Annotated in this window: 14 protein-coding genes, 1 tRNA gene and 1 pseudogene; 12 read left to right on the forward strand and 4 right to left on the reverse strand. The window is 78.1% G+C overall.

The features are described 5' to 3' along the window. Positions 1-40: 40 nt before the first annotated feature. Positions 41-1,000: a hypothetical protein gene (locus ACRYMY_RS15695; protein ID WP_432548167.1), complete on the reverse strand. Its 960-nt coding sequence runs from the start codon at positions 998-1,000 to the stop codon at positions 41-43. A 234-nt stretch (positions 1,001-1,234) separates the two neighbouring features. Between ACRYMY_RS15695 and ACRYMY_RS15700 the strand changes: the two genes are divergently transcribed. The 8 genes and pseudogenes from ACRYMY_RS15700 to ACRYMY_RS15735 form a co-directional block, all read left to right on the forward strand. After that, positions 1,235-2,182: a hypothetical protein gene (locus ACRYMY_RS15700; protein ID WP_432548168.1), complete on the forward strand. Its 948-nt coding sequence runs from the start codon at positions 1,235-1,237 to the stop codon at positions 2,180-2,182. A 188-nt stretch (positions 2,183-2,370) separates the two neighbouring features. After that, complete coding sequence (locus ACRYMY_RS15705) at positions 2,371-3,015, forward strand: hypothetical protein (RefSeq protein ID WP_432548169.1); 645 nt, start codon at positions 2,371-2,373, stop codon at positions 3,013-3,015. A gap of 52 nt (positions 3,016-3,067) precedes the next feature. Continuing rightward, positions 3,068-3,838, forward strand: a complete 771-nt coding sequence (locus ACRYMY_RS15710) for a YcnI family copper-binding membrane protein (RefSeq protein WP_432548170.1) — start codon at positions 3,068-3,070, stop codon at positions 3,836-3,838. A 185-nt stretch (positions 3,839-4,023) separates the two neighbouring features. After that, positions 4,024-5,268 carry a protein-glutamate methylesterase/protein-glutamine glutaminase gene (locus tag ACRYMY_RS15715; RefSeq protein WP_432548171.1) on the forward strand — a complete coding sequence of 415 codons (1,245 nt, stop codon included), beginning with the start codon at positions 4,024-4,026 and terminating at the stop codon, positions 5,266-5,268. A 13-nt stretch (positions 5,269-5,281) separates the two neighbouring features. Next, positions 5,282-6,109: a CheR family methyltransferase gene (locus tag ACRYMY_RS15720; RefSeq protein WP_432548172.1), complete on the forward strand. Its 828-nt coding sequence runs from the start codon at positions 5,282-5,284 to the stop codon at positions 6,107-6,109. Next, positions 6,109-6,492, forward strand: a complete 384-nt coding sequence (locus ACRYMY_RS15725) for a response regulator (protein ID WP_369055845.1) — start codon at positions 6,109-6,111, stop codon at positions 6,490-6,492. Before ACRYMY_RS15720 ends, ACRYMY_RS15725 begins: the two co-directional genes overlap by 1 nt. Further along, positions 6,489-6,998 carry a chemotaxis protein CheX gene (locus ACRYMY_RS15730; RefSeq protein WP_432548173.1) on the forward strand — a complete coding sequence of 170 codons (510 nt, stop codon included), beginning with the start codon at positions 6,489-6,491 and terminating at the stop codon, positions 6,996-6,998. The genes ACRYMY_RS15725 and ACRYMY_RS15730 overlap by 4 nt, the downstream gene beginning before the upstream one ends. A 1-nt stretch (position 6,999) precedes the next feature. Further along, positions 7,000-7,356, forward strand: a pseudogene (locus tag ACRYMY_RS15735) (response regulator); the annotation flags it as partial. A gap of 609 nt (positions 7,357-7,965) precedes the next feature. Here ACRYMY_RS15735 and ACRYMY_RS15740 read toward each other — a convergent pair. Beyond that, positions 7,966-9,138 carry an EAL domain-containing protein gene (locus ACRYMY_RS15740; protein ID WP_432548174.1) on the reverse strand — a complete coding sequence of 391 codons (1,173 nt, stop codon included), beginning with the start codon at positions 9,136-9,138 and terminating at the stop codon, positions 7,966-7,968. Between the two features lie 168 nt (positions 9,139-9,306). Further along, entirely contained in the window at positions 9,307-10,059 is a 753-nt protein-coding gene (locus ACRYMY_RS15745; RefSeq protein ID WP_432548175.1) for a polyprenol monophosphomannose synthase, read from the reverse strand. A gap of 119 nt (positions 10,060-10,178) precedes the next feature. Between ACRYMY_RS15745 and ACRYMY_RS15750 the strand changes: the two genes are divergently transcribed. From ACRYMY_RS15750 to ACRYMY_RS15760, 3 genes are all read left to right on the forward strand, one after another. After that, positions 10,179-10,271: transfer RNA gene (locus tag ACRYMY_RS15750), tRNA-Ser, on the forward strand. Between the two features lie 72 nt (positions 10,272-10,343). Then, on the forward strand, positions 10,344-10,736 hold the full coding sequence (locus ACRYMY_RS15755) for a hypothetical protein (RefSeq protein WP_432548176.1): 393 nt from the start codon (positions 10,344-10,346) through the stop codon (positions 10,734-10,736). A 94-nt stretch (positions 10,737-10,830) separates the two neighbouring features. Then, positions 10,831-12,453 (forward strand): diguanylate cyclase domain-containing protein, encoded by a 1,623-nt coding sequence (locus tag ACRYMY_RS15760; RefSeq protein ID WP_432548177.1) that lies wholly within the window; start codon positions 10,831-10,833, stop codon positions 12,451-12,453. A 26-nt stretch (positions 12,454-12,479) separates the two neighbouring features. Here the strand turns inward: ACRYMY_RS15760 and ACRYMY_RS15765 are convergent, their stop codons facing one another. Beyond that, positions 12,480-12,692, reverse strand: a complete 213-nt coding sequence (locus tag ACRYMY_RS15765) for a hypothetical protein (RefSeq protein ID WP_369055839.1) — start codon at positions 12,690-12,692, stop codon at positions 12,480-12,482. Between the two features lie 230 nt (positions 12,693-12,922). On the opposite strand from ACRYMY_RS15765, the gene ACRYMY_RS15770 reads away from it, so the two are divergent. After that, positions 12,923-15,244: a putative bifunctional diguanylate cyclase/phosphodiesterase gene (locus ACRYMY_RS15770; protein WP_432548178.1), complete on the forward strand. Its 2,322-nt coding sequence runs from the start codon at positions 12,923-12,925 to the stop codon at positions 15,242-15,244. Positions 15,245-15,249 lie beyond the last annotated feature (5 nt).

Raw genomic sequence — 15,249 nt, forward strand, 5'->3', positions numbered from 1 at the left:
GGGTTCCGGGGGTTCAGGGGGTTCAGGGGGTTCAGGGGGTTCAGGGGGTGGGGCGCCGGTACAGCGACGGGTCGCCCTTGGGCAGGTCGCCCAGCGGCGAGGCGGCCGGTCCGGGCACGCCGCGCGGCGGCGCGTGACCGGCGGCCCCCGCTCCGTCCGCGCCGTCGACACCGGCCCGGGGGAGCCCGGGGCCGGCACCGGTCGTCCCGCCACCGGGCGCCGCCCCGCCGGCGGGAACGTCGGCGGGGACCGCCGGCCCGTCCACGGCGCCCCCCGCCGCAGCGTCCGCGCCGCCGTCCGCCGCGCCGTCCGCGTCAGCGGTGCCCGCGACCTCCGGCTCCCGCGCGAGGCCGGCCGGCGCGGACCCCGGCCGCAGCAGCGCGCCCGCGACCACGGCGGCCAGCACCGCCACGCCCGCGGGCACCGTCGTGACCACCCAGACACCCGGCCCGGGGCGGCCCCAGTACCAGAAGCCCTGCTCGTCCAGCGTCGCCGCCGCCAGCCGCAGGCCCACCGAGCACCAAGCGGCGGCGGCCACGGCGGTGGCGGCGGCCAGTCCGGCCGCCGCCCAGCGCGCCGGGGCCGACGGCACCAGCCAGCCCGGACGGCGCGCGACCCCGGCCACCGCGACCACGGCCAGCCCCAGGGTGCTCACCAGCAGCCCCGGCGCGCCCTCGACGGTCGACCACAGGGCCCCGATCCGCGCCGTGTCGAGACCGGCGCTCTGCGCGGCCGTCAGCAGGTCGCCGGAGGGGATCCCGAGCAGCTGCTCGTCCGCCTCGCCGGTGAGCACCGAGTGCGCGGCCTCGCCCAGCACCAGCAGCGTGCCCAGCGACACCGCGCACAGCACCCACGGCACCCACGTGCGCGCGCCGGGGTCCGCGCCGGGCCCGCCGCCGTCCTCGCGCTCGTCCTCGCGCTCGTCCTCGCGCTCGTCCTCGCGCTCGTCCCCGAGCTCCTGACCGGTGCGACCGCCCGCGCGCGCCCGTTCTCCCGCCACCCCCCGACGCTACGGCCGGTGACGGCCGCGCGCGTGGTGGACGGCCGGACCCGGCCGCGCTCACCCGTCCGGCGCAGCGAGGGCGCTCGCGGTGCGCCGCCGGTGGTCGAGCGTGCCGCCTCCCGGGTGACGCGACGCGGCCGTGCCTGGCCGCCCGCACCGCGCGGTGCGAGGGTGGTCACGACGCCGCACCGACGACGGCGCGCAGCGCAGCAGCACCCGGAGGCGGACGCCGTGCACTACTCGCTCGTGAGCTCGCCCGTCCTGGGGTTCGACCTGGTGCGCCTGCCGGCCGGCGACTCGGCCGCCGAGGTGCTGCTGCGCGGGCTGGACTGCGGCCCGCGCGAGCTGGACGTGCTGGCCGCCCGCTGGGACCCGGCGGCGCGCGAGCGCGCCCACGAGGTCGTGCGCGAGGCGGTGGCCGCGGCGCCGCAGCTGACCGACGTGCTCGGGCAGGTGGCCGGGGGGCTGGCCGAGCACGCGTTCGAGGAGGACGTCGTCGGGCCGCGGCTGGAGGCCGGGGTGGTGCGGGCCCTGCGGGCCGGCACGGTGGCCGACGCGGACGCGCTGGTGCGCCTGGTGCACCACGACGTCCTCGACTGGACGTGGTCCCGCAGCCTCGACGGCGACGGGCCCGCGCTGCGCGCGGACGTCGCCGCGCGCGCCGCGGACGTCCTCGCCGACGCCGCCGTGTCCGCCTACCTGGCGGACCGGCTGCCCGCCGACGTGCGCCGGGCGCTGGCCGCCCCGTACGTGCAGGCCTCCCGCGACCTGGCGCCGCTGCCGGACGTGCCCGACGGGCTGGGCCCCGAGCAGGGCGGTGTGGCGGTCGTGCTGGGCACCCTGGCCCGCCTCGACGGCACCGACCGGGCGTGCCTGCGCGCGGCGGCCGACACCGCCCGCCCCAGCGGCGGGGAGTGGGCCAGCGCCCTGCACGACGCGTCGTGGGCGGTGCACCTGTCCGGCCGCACCCGCACCGCGGCCGCCGCGCAGCTGCTGGCCGTGCGGGCGTTCCGCGCCGGCGGGCTGGACGCGGCCGACGGCGCGGGCGGTCTCTGGAACGTCGTCAGCGGCGTCGTGCACGCCGAGGTCGTCGCCGACCTGCTGTCCTCCGACGCCCGCGCGGTCCTCCTGCGCCCCTGGGTGGCCGCCTTCGGCGACGAGCCGGCGCCCACCCCCTGACGGGACGCCTCCGGCAGCCCACCCGCTCCTCCTCCCGTCGTGATCTTGCTGGGAGACCCTGCAAGATCACGGTGATCATGGATGGGTGAAGGGGTGACCATCCATGATCACGGCGGGGGAGGGGGAGCGGGCGGGGGGAGCGGGCGGGGATGGCGGAGCGGGGCTGCGGCGGGACCTAGGGTCGGGGGGTGATCGCACCGGCCCGGGGGACGCTGCGCGCCGCGCGCGCGGCCGCCGTGGCCGGCACCGTCCTGGCGCTCGCCTCCGCCGCGCACGTCGCGGCCGGCGGCGGGCTGCCCGACGCGCTGACGACGCTCGCGCTGCTCGCGATCACCACCTGCGCCGCCCACCTGCTCACCCGCCGCCGGCTGTCCGGGCCGGCGCTGCTCGGCGTCCTCGGTGCCGGGCAGGTGGCCCTGCACGAGGTGCTGGCCGCCACCTGCGCGCTCCCAGCGGGTGCGGTCGGCGGCGCCGGGCACCACGGGCAGCTGCTGCTCGCGGCGCCCGCCGCGGCCACGGGCGCGCAGGTGGGCGCGGCGGGCGCGCCGGCGGCCATGCTCGCCGCCCACACCGCCGCGACGCTGCTCGCGGCGCTCGTCCTGGCCCGCGGCGAGGCCGCGCTGTGGGCGCTGCGCGCCTGGTGGCGGCCGCTGCTCGTCGTCCTGCGCCTGGCCTTCCCGCCACCGCCGGGTCCGCGGCGCACCCCGCCGCCCGCCCCGCCGGCCGTGGCCGCCCCGAGCCTCGTCGTCGTCCGCCGCGCACCGCGGCGGGGGCCGCCCCCGCGGCGCCAGCCCTCGCCACCCCGTGCGCGGAGCCTCGCCGCGTCGCCCTGACGCGCCTCCGGGCACGGGTCCCACCACCCCTGACACGACCCGGGAGACCACCGTGCCCAGCACCACCCCCACCCCCCGTCCGCGCGCCCTCGCCCGCGCGGGCGCGGCCGTCCTCGCCGTCACCGGCCTGACCCTCCTCGCCGGCGCGCCGGCGGCCTCCGCGCACGTGCGCGCCGTCCCCGAGACCACCGCCGCCGGCGGCTGGAGCGTCGTCACCCTGCGCGTGCCGACGGAGTCCGACACCGCCGCCAGCACGTCGCTGGAGGTCAGCCTGCCCACGGACACCCCGTTCACCTCGGTGCGCGTGCGGCCCCTGCCGGGCTGGACGGCCGTGGTCAGCGAGGGCGAGCTGCCCGAGCCCGTGGACGTCGACGGCGTCACGCTCACGCGGGCGCCGCTGACGGTCACCTGGACCGCCGACGGCCCCGGCACCGGCGTCGGCGAGTTCGAGCAGTTCCAGCTGCAGGTCGGCCCGCTGCCGGCAGCCGGCACCCGCGTCGTCCTGCCCGCGGTGCAGACGTACGCCGACGGCGAGGTCGCCGCCTGGACCGAGGTCGGCGACCCGGGCGCGGCCGAGCCCGAGCACCCGGCGCCGGAGTTCACGACCACGGAGGCCGCCGGGGACGGCCACGGCGCCCACGGGGCGGCGCCCGCCGACGAGGCCGAGGAGCGGACCGCCCCGGTCGCCAGCACGGCCGACGGGTCGGACGGCGGGTCGGACGGCGGCCCGGACGGCGTGGCCCGCGGCCTGGCCGGGGCCGGCCTCGCCGCCGGCCTCGGCGGTCTGGCCCTGGGCCTGCGCGCCCGCCGCCGCTCCGCCTGACCCCGCCCCGCGGCGCCCCCGGCAGCACCGCCGGGGGCGCCGCGGGCGCACCCGCGCGCGATCGGCCGGGGCTGGTCGGGGCGGCGCTTCAGGCCCGGCCCGCTCCGGCCGATGGACAGGGGAGCCGCCCGGTCCGGGGCGGTGCGCTCAGCGGCGCGTCAGCCGCGCGGAAGGCCAGGTGCGAGGTGCAGCGACGCGTTCGAGTCCTCGTCGTCGACGACTCCGTCGTGGTGCGCCGCATCGTGACCGACGTCCTGTCCGGCGACCCGGCCCTGGAGGTCGTGGGCACCGCGCCGAACGGCAAGGTCGCGCTGGACAAGCTGGCGCAGCTGTCGCCGGACGCCGTGACGCTGGACATCGAGATGCCCGTCATGGACGGCCTGCAGACGCTGCTGGAGGTCCGCAAGGTCGACCGCCGCCTGCCCGTCGTGATGTTCTCCACGCTCACCGAGCGGGGCGCGTCGGCGACGCTGGAGGCCCTGTCGAACGGCGCCTCCGACTACGTGACCAAGCCCGCGAACGTCGGGTCGGTCGCCGAGTCGATGGAGTCGGTGCGCGCGCAGCTCATCCCGAAGATCAAGGCGCTCGTCCCGTGGTTCTCCGAGGCCGCCGCCCCGGCCGCCGCGCCCGCCGCGGCAGCGGTCCCGGCGCGCCCGGCCGCGCCCGTGGCCGTCCGCACTCGCAGCGGCGCCCCCGGCACCCCGCGCGCCCTGGTGGTCGGTTCCTCCACCGGCGGGCCGGAGGCGCTGGCCGCCGTCCTGGCGAAGCTGCCCGCGTCGCTGCCGGTGCCCGTCCTCGTCACCCAGCACATGCCGCCGGTGTTCACCCGCCTGTACGCGCAGCGCCTCGACAAGGCGACGGCGCTGACGGTCGTGGAGGCCACCGACGGGCAGGCCGTCGTGCCCGGCACCGTCTACATCGCCCCCGGCGACTTCCACATGGAGGTCGTGCGCCGCGGCGCGGGCCTGGCCGTGAAGCTGCACCAGGGCCCGCCGGAGAACTTCTGCCGCCCCGCCGTCGACGTCATGGTCCGCTCGGCGGTCGCCGTGTTCGGCGGCGACCTGCTGGCGGTCGTCCTCACCGGCATGGGCTCGGACGGCAAGCTGTCCTGCAAGGCCGTCGCCGAGGCCGGCGGGCAGGTGGTGGTCCAGGACGAGGCCACCTCCGTGGTGTGGGGCATGCCCGGCGCCGTCGCCCGCGAGGGCGTGGCCGACGAGGTCCTCCCGCTCGGCGCGATCCCCGACGCGATCGTGCGCCGGCTGGGCGCGCGCGCGGGTTCCACGATCCCCGCGGCGGCGCGGACGGCCCCGGGCCGTGCCCTGCCCCCGCTGCCGCCGGCGAGCTCGTTCACGAGCCGCGCCGCGGCGACCCCCTCGCCGGCGCGCCCGCCGGCGACCCGTCCGACCGCCCCCGCGGTCCGAACCCCCTGAGGCAGGTGGTGACATGGCGCTGACGCCGGCGGCCTTCGAGTGGGTCTGCACCCTCGTGAGGCGAGAGAGCGCGATCGTCCTCGAGCGCGGCAAGGAGTACCTGGTGGAGTCCCGGCTCGTCCCGCTCGCGCGGGCGGCCGGTGCCGCGGACGTGTCCGCGTACGTCGACGGGGTCCGGCTGCGCCCGGACCGCAAGGCGCAGACCGCGATCGTCGAGGCGCTGACGACGAACGAGACGTCCTGGTACCGCGACGGTGCGCCGTTCCAGGCGTTCGCCACGTCCGTGGTGCCGGCCCTGAAGCAGGCGCGCGCCTCGACCCGCTCGCTGCGGATCTGGTCCGCGGCCTGCTCCACGGGACAGGAGCCGTACAGCCTGGCGATCAGCCTGGCCGACAGCGTCCTGGCGGAGGGCTGGCGCGTCGAGATCGTCGCGACCGACCTGTCCACCGAGGTGCTGGAGAAGGCCAAGGCCGGCCGCTACTCGCAGCTGGAGGTCAACCGCGGCCTGCCCGCGCCGCTGCTGGTGCGCCACTTCACGCGGGTGGGCACGCAGTGGCAGGTGAACGACGACATCCGCCGGCTCGTGCGGTTCAGCCAGCTGAACCTCACCAGCCCGTACACCCTGCTCGGCCAGTTCGACGTGGTGTTCCTGCGGAACGTCCTCATCTACTTCGACCTGCAGACCAAGCGGGACATCCTCACGAGGGTGCGCCGCGTGCTGAAGCCCGGGGGATACCTGTTCCTCGGGGGGGCCGAGACGACGCTGGGCGTCGACGACAACTGGGACAGGGAACCCGTCGGCCGGGTTTCCGTCCACCGACCGAAGAACGGAGGGCAGTGATGAAGGCGCTGGTCGTGGACGACTCCCGGGCGATGCGGAAGATCATCGCGGGTGCGTTGCGCAAGCTGGGGTACGAGACGGTGGAGGCCGCGGACGGCGCTGAGGCGCTGGCCGTGCTGCAGGCGGGCCCGCTGCCCGACCTGGCGACCGTCGACTGGAACATGCCCGTGATGGACGGTCTGACGTTCGTCACGCAGGTCCGCGCGAACCGCGAGTACCGCGCGCTGACCATCATGATGGTCACCACGGAGGCCGAGCACGGGCAGATCGTCCGCGCCCTGGCCGCCGGTGCGCACGAGTACCTCATCAAGCCGTTCACGGTGGACGCGCTGGAGGAGAAGCTGGGCCTGCTCGGCCTGCTGCCCGAGGGGGCGGGCGCGTGAGCCAGGACGTCGTGGAGCTGGAGGGCCTGGAGCCCGACGCGGTCGAGGACGAGGCGCTCGCGCAGATCGTCGACCAGATGTGGGAGTCGTACTTCGCCTCGAGCGAGCCGTTCCTGCCGTCGTTCGAGCCGCTGGAGGTGACCGGCGACGTCCTGTGCGCGAGCGTCGGCATCACCGGCGCGCGCCCGGGCCTGGTCACCGTCACCGTGCCGCGGTCCGCGGGCCGCTCGCTGGCCGCCGTGCTGCTGAGCGAGGACGGCGACCTGGACGACGAGGACGTGTACGACGCCCTCGGCGAGGTCGCCAACATCATCGGCGGCAACGTCAAGGCCCTCGTGCCCGACGCCGGGGCCCTCGGGCTGCCGGCCATCGCGGCCGCCCCGCCGCTGCCCCGCACGGGCAGCCGGTGCGCCGCGCGCCTCGACGCCGTCTGGCAGGGGCACCCGGTGTCGTTCGTGGTGTGGCTGGCCGGGTCGGCCGCCACCGCTCCCGCTACGGAGGTCTGACGTGAAGGCCCTGGTCGTCGACGACAGCCGCGTGATGCGGCAGATCGTCATCCGCACGCTGCGCCAGGCCGGTTTCGACTGGGTGGACGTGGTCCAGGCGGAGAACGGCAAGGAGGGTTTCGAAGCGGTCCGCGCCGAGCAGCCCGACATCGTCCTGTCCGACTGGAACATGCCCGAGGCCAGCGGCTACGAGATGCTGCAGAACCTGCGCGCGTCGGGGCAGGACGTGCCCTTCGGGTTCGTCACCTCGGAGGGCTCGGAGGACATGCGCGAGAAGGCCGCCGCGGCCGGCGCGCTGTTCCTCATCGCCAAGCCGTTCACGCCGGACGCGTTCGCCGCGGCCCTGGCGCCGGTGCTCGGCGGCGGTGCCGCGGCGGCCCCGGCCGAGGTCGCGTCGGCCGGCCGCTGCGTGTCGGAGTCCGGCACCAGCCCGCTGCCGTCGAACCTGGCGGTGCGCAACCTGCTGTCCGACCTGCTGGGCCGCGAGGTCGAGGTGTCCCCGGGCACCCCGACCGCCGTGGGCGGCGCGCCGGGTTCCGCGGTCGGCCTGTACGTCGACGACCGCCTGCGCTCCTCGGCCGTCGTGGTGTTCGACTTCGCGCTCGCCGCGCACGCCGGGGCGGCCATCGGCCTGCTCCCGCCGGGCGCGAGCGAGGCGGCGCTGGAGGACGGCGAGCTGTCCGCCGCGCTGCGGCAGAACGCCAACGAGGTGCTGAACATCATGGCGTCGCTGTTCAACGTGGAGGGTGCCCCGCACCTGAAGCTGCACGCCGCCTACGCCCCCGGCGAGGTCCTGCGCGCCGACGTCGTCGAGGCGTGCACCCGCACGGGCAGCCGCCTCGACCTCGACGTCGAGGTGGCCCGCTACGGGAAGGGGAAGCTGAGCGTCGTCACGCTCTGACGCCCCGCCCCGCAGACCCACGACGCACCCCGCCGCGACCACCGGTCACGGCGGGGTGCCGTGTTCTCAGGGGTCCCCGGGGTCTCCCGGGGTCACCGGCAGCTCCACGACCGTCGTGTCGTCGGGGGAGGTGGCCCGCCCGGCCGGCGGCACCGGACCCGGCACCAGCGCCGCGCCGGGGCGGCCCAGCAGGTAGCCCTGCCCGCAGTGCACGCCCAGGTCGCGCAGCACCTCCAGCTCCCCGGTGCGCTCCACGCCCTCCGCCACCGTCGTCGAGCCCAGCTCGGAGGCGAAACCCACCAGGGCGCGGGCCACGGCCCGCCGGGCCGGGTCCGCGTCGATGCCCCGCACGAACGCCCCGTCGAGCTTGACGATGTCCGGGGCCAGGTGCAGGACGTGCTGCAGGCTCGCGAAGCCCGCGCCCGCGTCGTCCACCGCCAGCCGCACCCCCGCCGCGCGCAGGTCCGCCGTGCTGGCCGCCAGCGAGGCGTAGTCGGTGACCGGGTCGTGCTCGGTGACCTCCACGACCAGCCGGTGCGGGTCACCGGCCAGCAGCAACCGCTGCGTGGCCGGGTCCAGCAGCGCCTCCGCCGAGGCGTTCACGCCCAGGTAGGCGCCCGCGGGCAGCTCGCCCAGCAGCGGCAGCGCCGAGGCGATCGCGGCCCGCTCCAGGCGGACCCCCGCCCCCGAGGAGCGCGCGTCGGCGAACACCTGCTCCGGGCGCTGCGGCACCCCGTCGGCCGTCGTGAAGCGGCTGAGCGCCTCCGCGCCCACCACCGCGCCGTCGCGCAGGTCCACGATCGGCTGCAGCACCGTCGAGCGGCCCGTCCCCGCGACCAGCGCGTCCAGCGAGGACAGCCGGGAGCTGCGCTCGGCCTGCCGGCGCTCGCGGTGGTGCAGGACGCCGGCCAGGAGCGCGGAGACCACGTGCAGCGCCTCCAGCTGCCGCGAGGACAGCTCCTCGGGCGGTCCGTCGGGGACGCCGACCAGCCGGCCGTCGGGTTCGCCGTCGGGTCGGACCACCGGCACGGCGAGCACCGAGCGGTCCAGGTCCGTGCCGGCGAGCAGGCGCACCGTGGCGCGCGGGTCCAGGACGCTGCTGGTCTGCTGCACGCCGTCCGCGCCCTCGCCGCCCGCGCGGCGCAGCTCCTCGCGGGTCAGGGCGGCCACGGGCGTGCCGAAGATGTCGCGGGCGAGGTCGAGCAGCTGCGCGACCGCGTCGGCGTCGTCCTCCAGCACTCCTGGTCCTCCCGCGGTCCTCAGGGTGGGCGGGGGACGTTCGCCGCCGTCCTCGGGCGGGAGGCGGGCACAGCACGGCCCCACCCGTCCGTGACGCCCCGACAATCTCAGATCACTGTCGGTCAGGCAATCACGCCGCGCCCGAGGCCCACCACCCGGTACCCCCGCTCATCGCCGCCGCGCGCCGGTGGCGCCGTGCCGGCGCATCCGCACCACCGCCACCATCGCCTCGCCGATGATCTCCCGCGACATCTTCGAGGCCCCCAGGGCGCGCTCGGTGAAGCGGATCGGGACCTCCTCCACGCGCGCGCCGCGCTCCAGCGCCGCCAGCGTCGTCTGCACCTGGAACGCGTACCCGGCCGCCGTCAGCTCCGTCAGCGGCAGCGAGCGCAGCACGTCCGCCCGCCACGCCTTGAACCCGCCCGTCAGGTCCGAGACCGGCGCGCGCAGCAGCGTGCGCGCGTACGCGTTCGCCCCCCGGCTCAGCGCCTTGCGGTACCAGGGCCAGGCGTCGTCCAGCGACCCGCCCGGCACGTAGCGCGCCCCCAGCACCACGTCCGCGCCCGCGGCCACGCGCCGCAGCATCTCCTCCAGCGCGCTCACCGGGTGCGAGCCGTCGGCGTCCATCTGCACCACGACGTCGTGCTCGCCGGCGGCCAGCACGGCTGCGAAGCCGGCGCGGTAGGCCGCGCCCAGGCCCTCCTTCACCGGCCGCGTCAGCAGCCGCACCCGCCCCGGCGCCAGCCCGGCCGCCACCCGCTGCACGACCTCGCCCGTGCCGTCGGGGGAGGAGTCGTCGACCACCAGCACGTCGGGCGCCACCGGGCTGTCCAGCAGCAGGCGCAGGGCCGCCTCGACGTTGTCCGCCTCCTGGTAGGTGGGGAGCACGACGACGGTCCGCAGGGTCTTCTCGGTGCTCACCGCAGGGCGCTCGCTCGCTGGTCGGTCGGTCGGGGTCGGCCGACGCTACCCCAGCGCGGCCCCGCCCAGCCGCCGCGCCCGGGCGGCCGCCGTACAGTGGACGGGCCCGCGAGGGCGCTGGAGGGCTGGCCGAGCGGCTGAAGGCGGCGGTCTTGAAAACCGCTAGGGAGGTAACCACTCCTTCCTCATGGGTTCGAATCCCATGCCCTCCGCACCCGCCCAGCACCCCGCAGCACCCCGCAGCACCCCGCAGCACCCCGCAGCACGTCGACCGAGGAGGACTGGTGACCGTCGTCGGTCCCGAGCTGGACGCCGCCACCCGCGCCCGCGCGCTGCGCGCCTTCCAGGCGCTGCCCGCCGAGGACCGCCGCGAGGCGCTCGCCCTGGCCCGCCAGGGCCGCCGCCACCCCGACGAGCGCGTCGCCGCCGTCTCCTGGTGGTACGCCGCGGCCGTGCTGCAGCCGCGCTGGTACCACCGGGTGCCCGTCGTCGTCCCGCCGCTGCTGGCGATGCTGCTGGTCGTGCTGGCCTTCGCCGTGGACGCCTGGCCGCTGGCCCTGGCGGGCCTGCTCGTCCTGCTGGCCGGGGCCGGCCTGGCGTGGCAGCGCGCCAGCGCCGAGCCGCTGCTGCGCCTGATGCGCCCCGCGGACGCGTCCGCGGGCTCCGCCGAGGGCTGAGGCGGAACCGGCGGCGTACCGCCGTCCGGGGGAGCGCACCGCCCGGTCCCTCCTGAACCCCCTCCCGGCGGCCGACACCTGCGAGGTGGACGACGTGCGTGGAGCCCCCGCGCGCCCGGCGGCGGTCCGGGCGGCGCTGCTCGCCGTCCCCGTGCTCGTCCTGACCGCCTGCTGGGCGTCCCTGGCCGCCGCGCCGCCGCCCGTCGCGACCGCCGTGCTCGGCCCGCTCGAGGCGCTCGTGGCCGCAGCGGCCGCCGTGCTCGCGGGCCGGGCCCGCGCGACGGCGGGGATGGACCCCGGTGAGCGGCGCAGCTGGCGGGCCCTGCAGGTCGCGTGCGCGCTGTGGGCGGCCGGGCAGGTGCTGTTCGCCGCCGACGAGCTGCTCGGCCGCGAGGCGTTCCCCGCGGCAGGGGACTGGTTCTTCGTCCCCGCGGTGTGCGTGCTGCTGGCCTCGCCCGTGCTGGCCATCCCCGAGCGTGGCCTGGCCCGGTGGAGGCTCCTGCTCGACGGGGCGCTGTGCGCGGCCTCGTGCTTCGTGGTCGGCTGGGTCGCCTTCTGGTCCGAGCTGGCCGCGGTGCGGGCGGTGGACCCGCTGGCCCTGACGCTCTCGCTGGTCTACCCGGCCGTGGACGTGACGTTCGTGGTGGTGGTCGCCCTCACGGTCCTGCGGCTGCGCTCGCTGCCCGGCTCCCTCGTCCTGGCGGGCGGGGTCCTGCTGACCGTCGCCGACACGGCGTTCCTCGTGCACTCGGCGGCGGGGAGCGCCGCCACCGGCGGGGTGCAGGACCTCCTGTGGCTGCTGGCCTTCTCCTGCTTCGCGCTCGCCGGGTGGACGCGCCGGTGCGTGCGGCCCGGGCCGCCGCGCACGTACCGGCCGGCCCGGAGCCTGTGGGCGCTGCCGTACCTGGCGCTGCTCCCGGCGCTGGTGGCGGGGGTGCACCACACCTGGGGGGACGTGGACAAGGTGGCCGTCGGCGTCCTGACCGGCGTCGCCGTCACCGCGCTGACCCGGCAGTTCCTCGTGCTGCGCGACAACCAGCGCCTCCTGGCGGTCACGGAGAGCCAGCGCGCCGAGCTGCACCGCCTGGCGCACGTCGACCACCTCACCGGCCTGGCCACCCGCGCCCTGTTCACCGGCGCGCTGGAGGAGGCCGTCGCGCGCGCCCGCGAGGACGGCGGCGCGGTGACGCTGGCGTTCCTGGACCTCGACGGGTTCAAGCAGGTCAACGACACCGCCGGGCACGCCGCGGGCGACGAGGTGCTGCGCCTCGTCGCCGCGCGGCTGTCCGCGGCGGTGCCCGAGGGCGGGCTGGCCGCCCGCTGGGGCGGTGACGAGTTCGCCGTCCTGGCCCCTCCGGGCCCGGCGGCGGCCGGCCTGGGCGGGACGCTGGAGGCCGCCTTCGCCGAGCCGGTGCGGCTGGGCGTCAGCGCCCTGGCCGTGGGCGCCAGCGTGGGCGTCGTGCGGTGCGCGCCCTCGCCGCAGCAGGACCCGCGGGTCGTCGTCGACGACCTGCTGGCCGCCGCCGACCGGCGCATGTACGCGGCGAAGGCGGACCGGCGATCGCTCCAGCCCACTGCGGGAGGTGCCCGCGACGAGCTGCCGCCGGGCGGTGCCGGACACCACGAGCACGGCCGGCACCGGGACGAGCCGCCGGGCGAGCTCGTCCCGGCGGCGCGGGAACGGCACGACCCGCAGGACGACCGCCGCCGGCTGTGACGGCGGCGGCCGTCACGGCCGGCGGGTCACTTCTCGTAGCTGCGCAGGGCGTTGCCCACGCCGAAGAACGTCGGGGCCCAGTGGCCGACGAAGATGCCCCAGCGGTCGGCGCGGTCGATGCCGCGGTCCTCGACGTTCCGGGAGATGGTCCAGGCCAGGAAGGACAGGCCGATGCTCGCGAACCCGGCCGCGTAGGCCCACTCGGACTTCACGCCGGCGTCGTGCAGCGACTCGATCACGGGATCTCCTCGTCGATTCGTCGGTTCGTCGGGCGCGCCGCCCGCCGTGCTCCCGATGGGACCGCGGCCGGGCCACCGCCGCCACTCGGGGCCGCGCCGGCGGGCCCCTCACCCGGTCGGCGGGTCCTGGCGGGCCGGGCGCGCGCCGATGGGGGGAGGACGGGTCCTGCGCGAGCGGTCCCGTCCGGACCCACCCCCGACCAGGACGGCCCCCGACGACAGGACCCGGCGTGCGCGACGACGACGCCCGCGCACCGCGGGCACTGCCCCGGCGCAGCGCCGCCCCCGTCGCGCTGCTCGCGCTCCTGGCGCTGGCCGCGACGGCCTGGGCCGCCGCCGACGGCGGCGCCCGGGCCGCCCACCCGGCCCTGCCCGTCCTCGCCGCCGCCCTGCGGGCCCTCGCGGCCGGTGCCGCCGCGGTGCTGCTGCGGACGCGCTCGCGCCGCGACGACGGCGAGCAGGACGTGTGGCGGCGCTTCGCCGCGGTCCCCGCCGTCGTCGCCCTCACGGCCCTCGCCGACGCCGGCACCGCCGCCGCCCGCGCGAGCGGCCACGGGCCGTCCCCCGACGTCCTCGCGGTCGTCGCCAGCCTCGGCGCGCTGACCGCCGCCGCCGTCCTCTACCAGGCGTTCATCGTCTGGAACCGCGTCAGCACCCGCACCGCCGACCCCGGCGACTGGCTCAACGGCCTCGGCGCGGCCCTCGCCGTCACCGCCGCCGCCGACCTCGCGCTGCGCGTCGCCGACCCCGCGTGGGTGCGCGGCTGGCACCCCGCCGTCCTGCAGCTGTGGGTCCTGCAGGGCGCCGCGCTGCTCGTGGCCCTGGGCGCGCTGGGCACCGTCGCCGGCCTGGCCGGCCTCGCCCGCGACCGCCGGCTGTGGGCCCTGGCGGCCGCCCTCCCGGTGCCGCTCGTGCTGCCCGCCGCCGCCGGTGACGGCCCCCACGGCGCGCTGCGGGAGGCCACCGGCGCGGGGTGGCTGCTCGTCGTGCTCGTCCTCGTCGCCTGCGCCGCCTCCCCGCACCACCCCGTGCGCGCGCGGCCGGCCGGCAACGCCGCCCTCACCGTCGGCAGCTTCGTCGGCCAGGTCGTCGCCGTCGTGGTGCTCGTCGGCGCCACCCGGCAGGACCCGGCGGCCACCCGGTGGGCCACCGCCCTCGCGGCCGCCGCGTTCGCGTGCGGCGCCGCGCGCGTCGTGCACCTCGTGCGCGACCTCGACCACCTGGCCCGCACCCGCCACGAGGCCCTCACCGACGACCTGACCGGCCTGCCCAACCGGCGGGCGTTCAGCCGCCGCCTGGAGGACGCCTGCCGGCCCGGGCGCGGCGGCGGCCTGACCGTCCTGCTGCTGGACCTCGACCGGTTCAAGGAGGTCAACGACCGCTTCGGCCACGCCGCCGGCGACGAGCTGCTGCAGTCGGTCGCCACCGCCCTGGGCGCCGCCGTGCCCGCCGGCGGCCTGCTCGCCCGCCTCGGCGGCGACGAGTTCGCCGTCCTGCTCGACGGCGCCGGCGAGGAGGAGGCCCACGGGGTGGCGCGCCGGCTCGTGCGCGCCGGGGAGGTCGCCGGGCGCCTGGAGGGACGGCCCCTGCGGGTCGGCGCCAGCGTCGGCGCCGCCTCCGCCCGCCGCGGCGACGTGCCCGGCGGGGAGCTGCTGCGCCGCGCCGACACCGCCATGTACGCGGCCAAGGCCGCCGGCGGCGGGGTCCGCGCCTACGACGACGACGCCGACCGCCTCGCCCGCGACCGCGGGCAGCTGGCCGAGGACCTGCAGCACCTGCTCACCGCCCCCGGCCGCTCCCCCGGCGAGGAGCTGGAGGTGCACTACCAGCCGCAGGTCGACCTGTGCACCGGCGCGGTCACCGGCGCCGAGGCGCTCCTGCGCTGGCGCCACCCCGAGCGCGGGCTGCTGCCGCCCGCCGCGTTCCTGGACCTGCTGGAGGAGCGCGGCCTCGTCGCGCGCGCCACGGAGTTCGTGCTGCGCGAGACCGCGGACAGCGCCCGGCGCTGGCGCCGCGCCGGGCACGACGTGCGCCTGTCGGTGAACCTGTCCGCCAGCTGCCTCGTGCACCCCGAGCTCGTCGCGCTGCTCGACGAGCTCGTCGCCGCCGGGCTCGACCCGGCCCGCACCGTCCTGGAGGTCACCGAGACCGTGCTGATGAGCGACCCCGGCGCGGCGCTGGCCACCTGCGAGGCGCTCACCACCCGCGGGTTCTCCCTCAGCATCGACGACTACGGCACCGGGTACTCCTCGCTGTCGTACCTGGGCGACCTGCCCGCCCGCGAGCTGAAGATCGACCGCTCGTTCACCGCCCGCGCCGCCGCCGACCCGCGCGTGCGGGCCATCGTCGCCGGGACCGTCGCCCTCGGCCACCAGCTCGGGATGCGGGTCGTCGCCGAGGGCGTGGAGGACGAGGCCACCCTGGACCTGGTGCGCCGCCTGGGCTGCGACGAGTCCCAGGGCTACCTGCACGGGCGTCCCGGCCCCGCCGGCGAGCTGCTGGCCCGGCTGCGCGCCGAGCGGGCCGTGCGCCGCGAGCGCGCCGGCGTCTGAGCCGG

It is taken from the genome of Kineococcus haloalkalitolerans (genome assembly GCF_050871905.1).
Lineage (GTDB): Bacteria > Actinomycetota > Actinomycetes > Actinomycetales > Kineococcaceae > Kineococcus.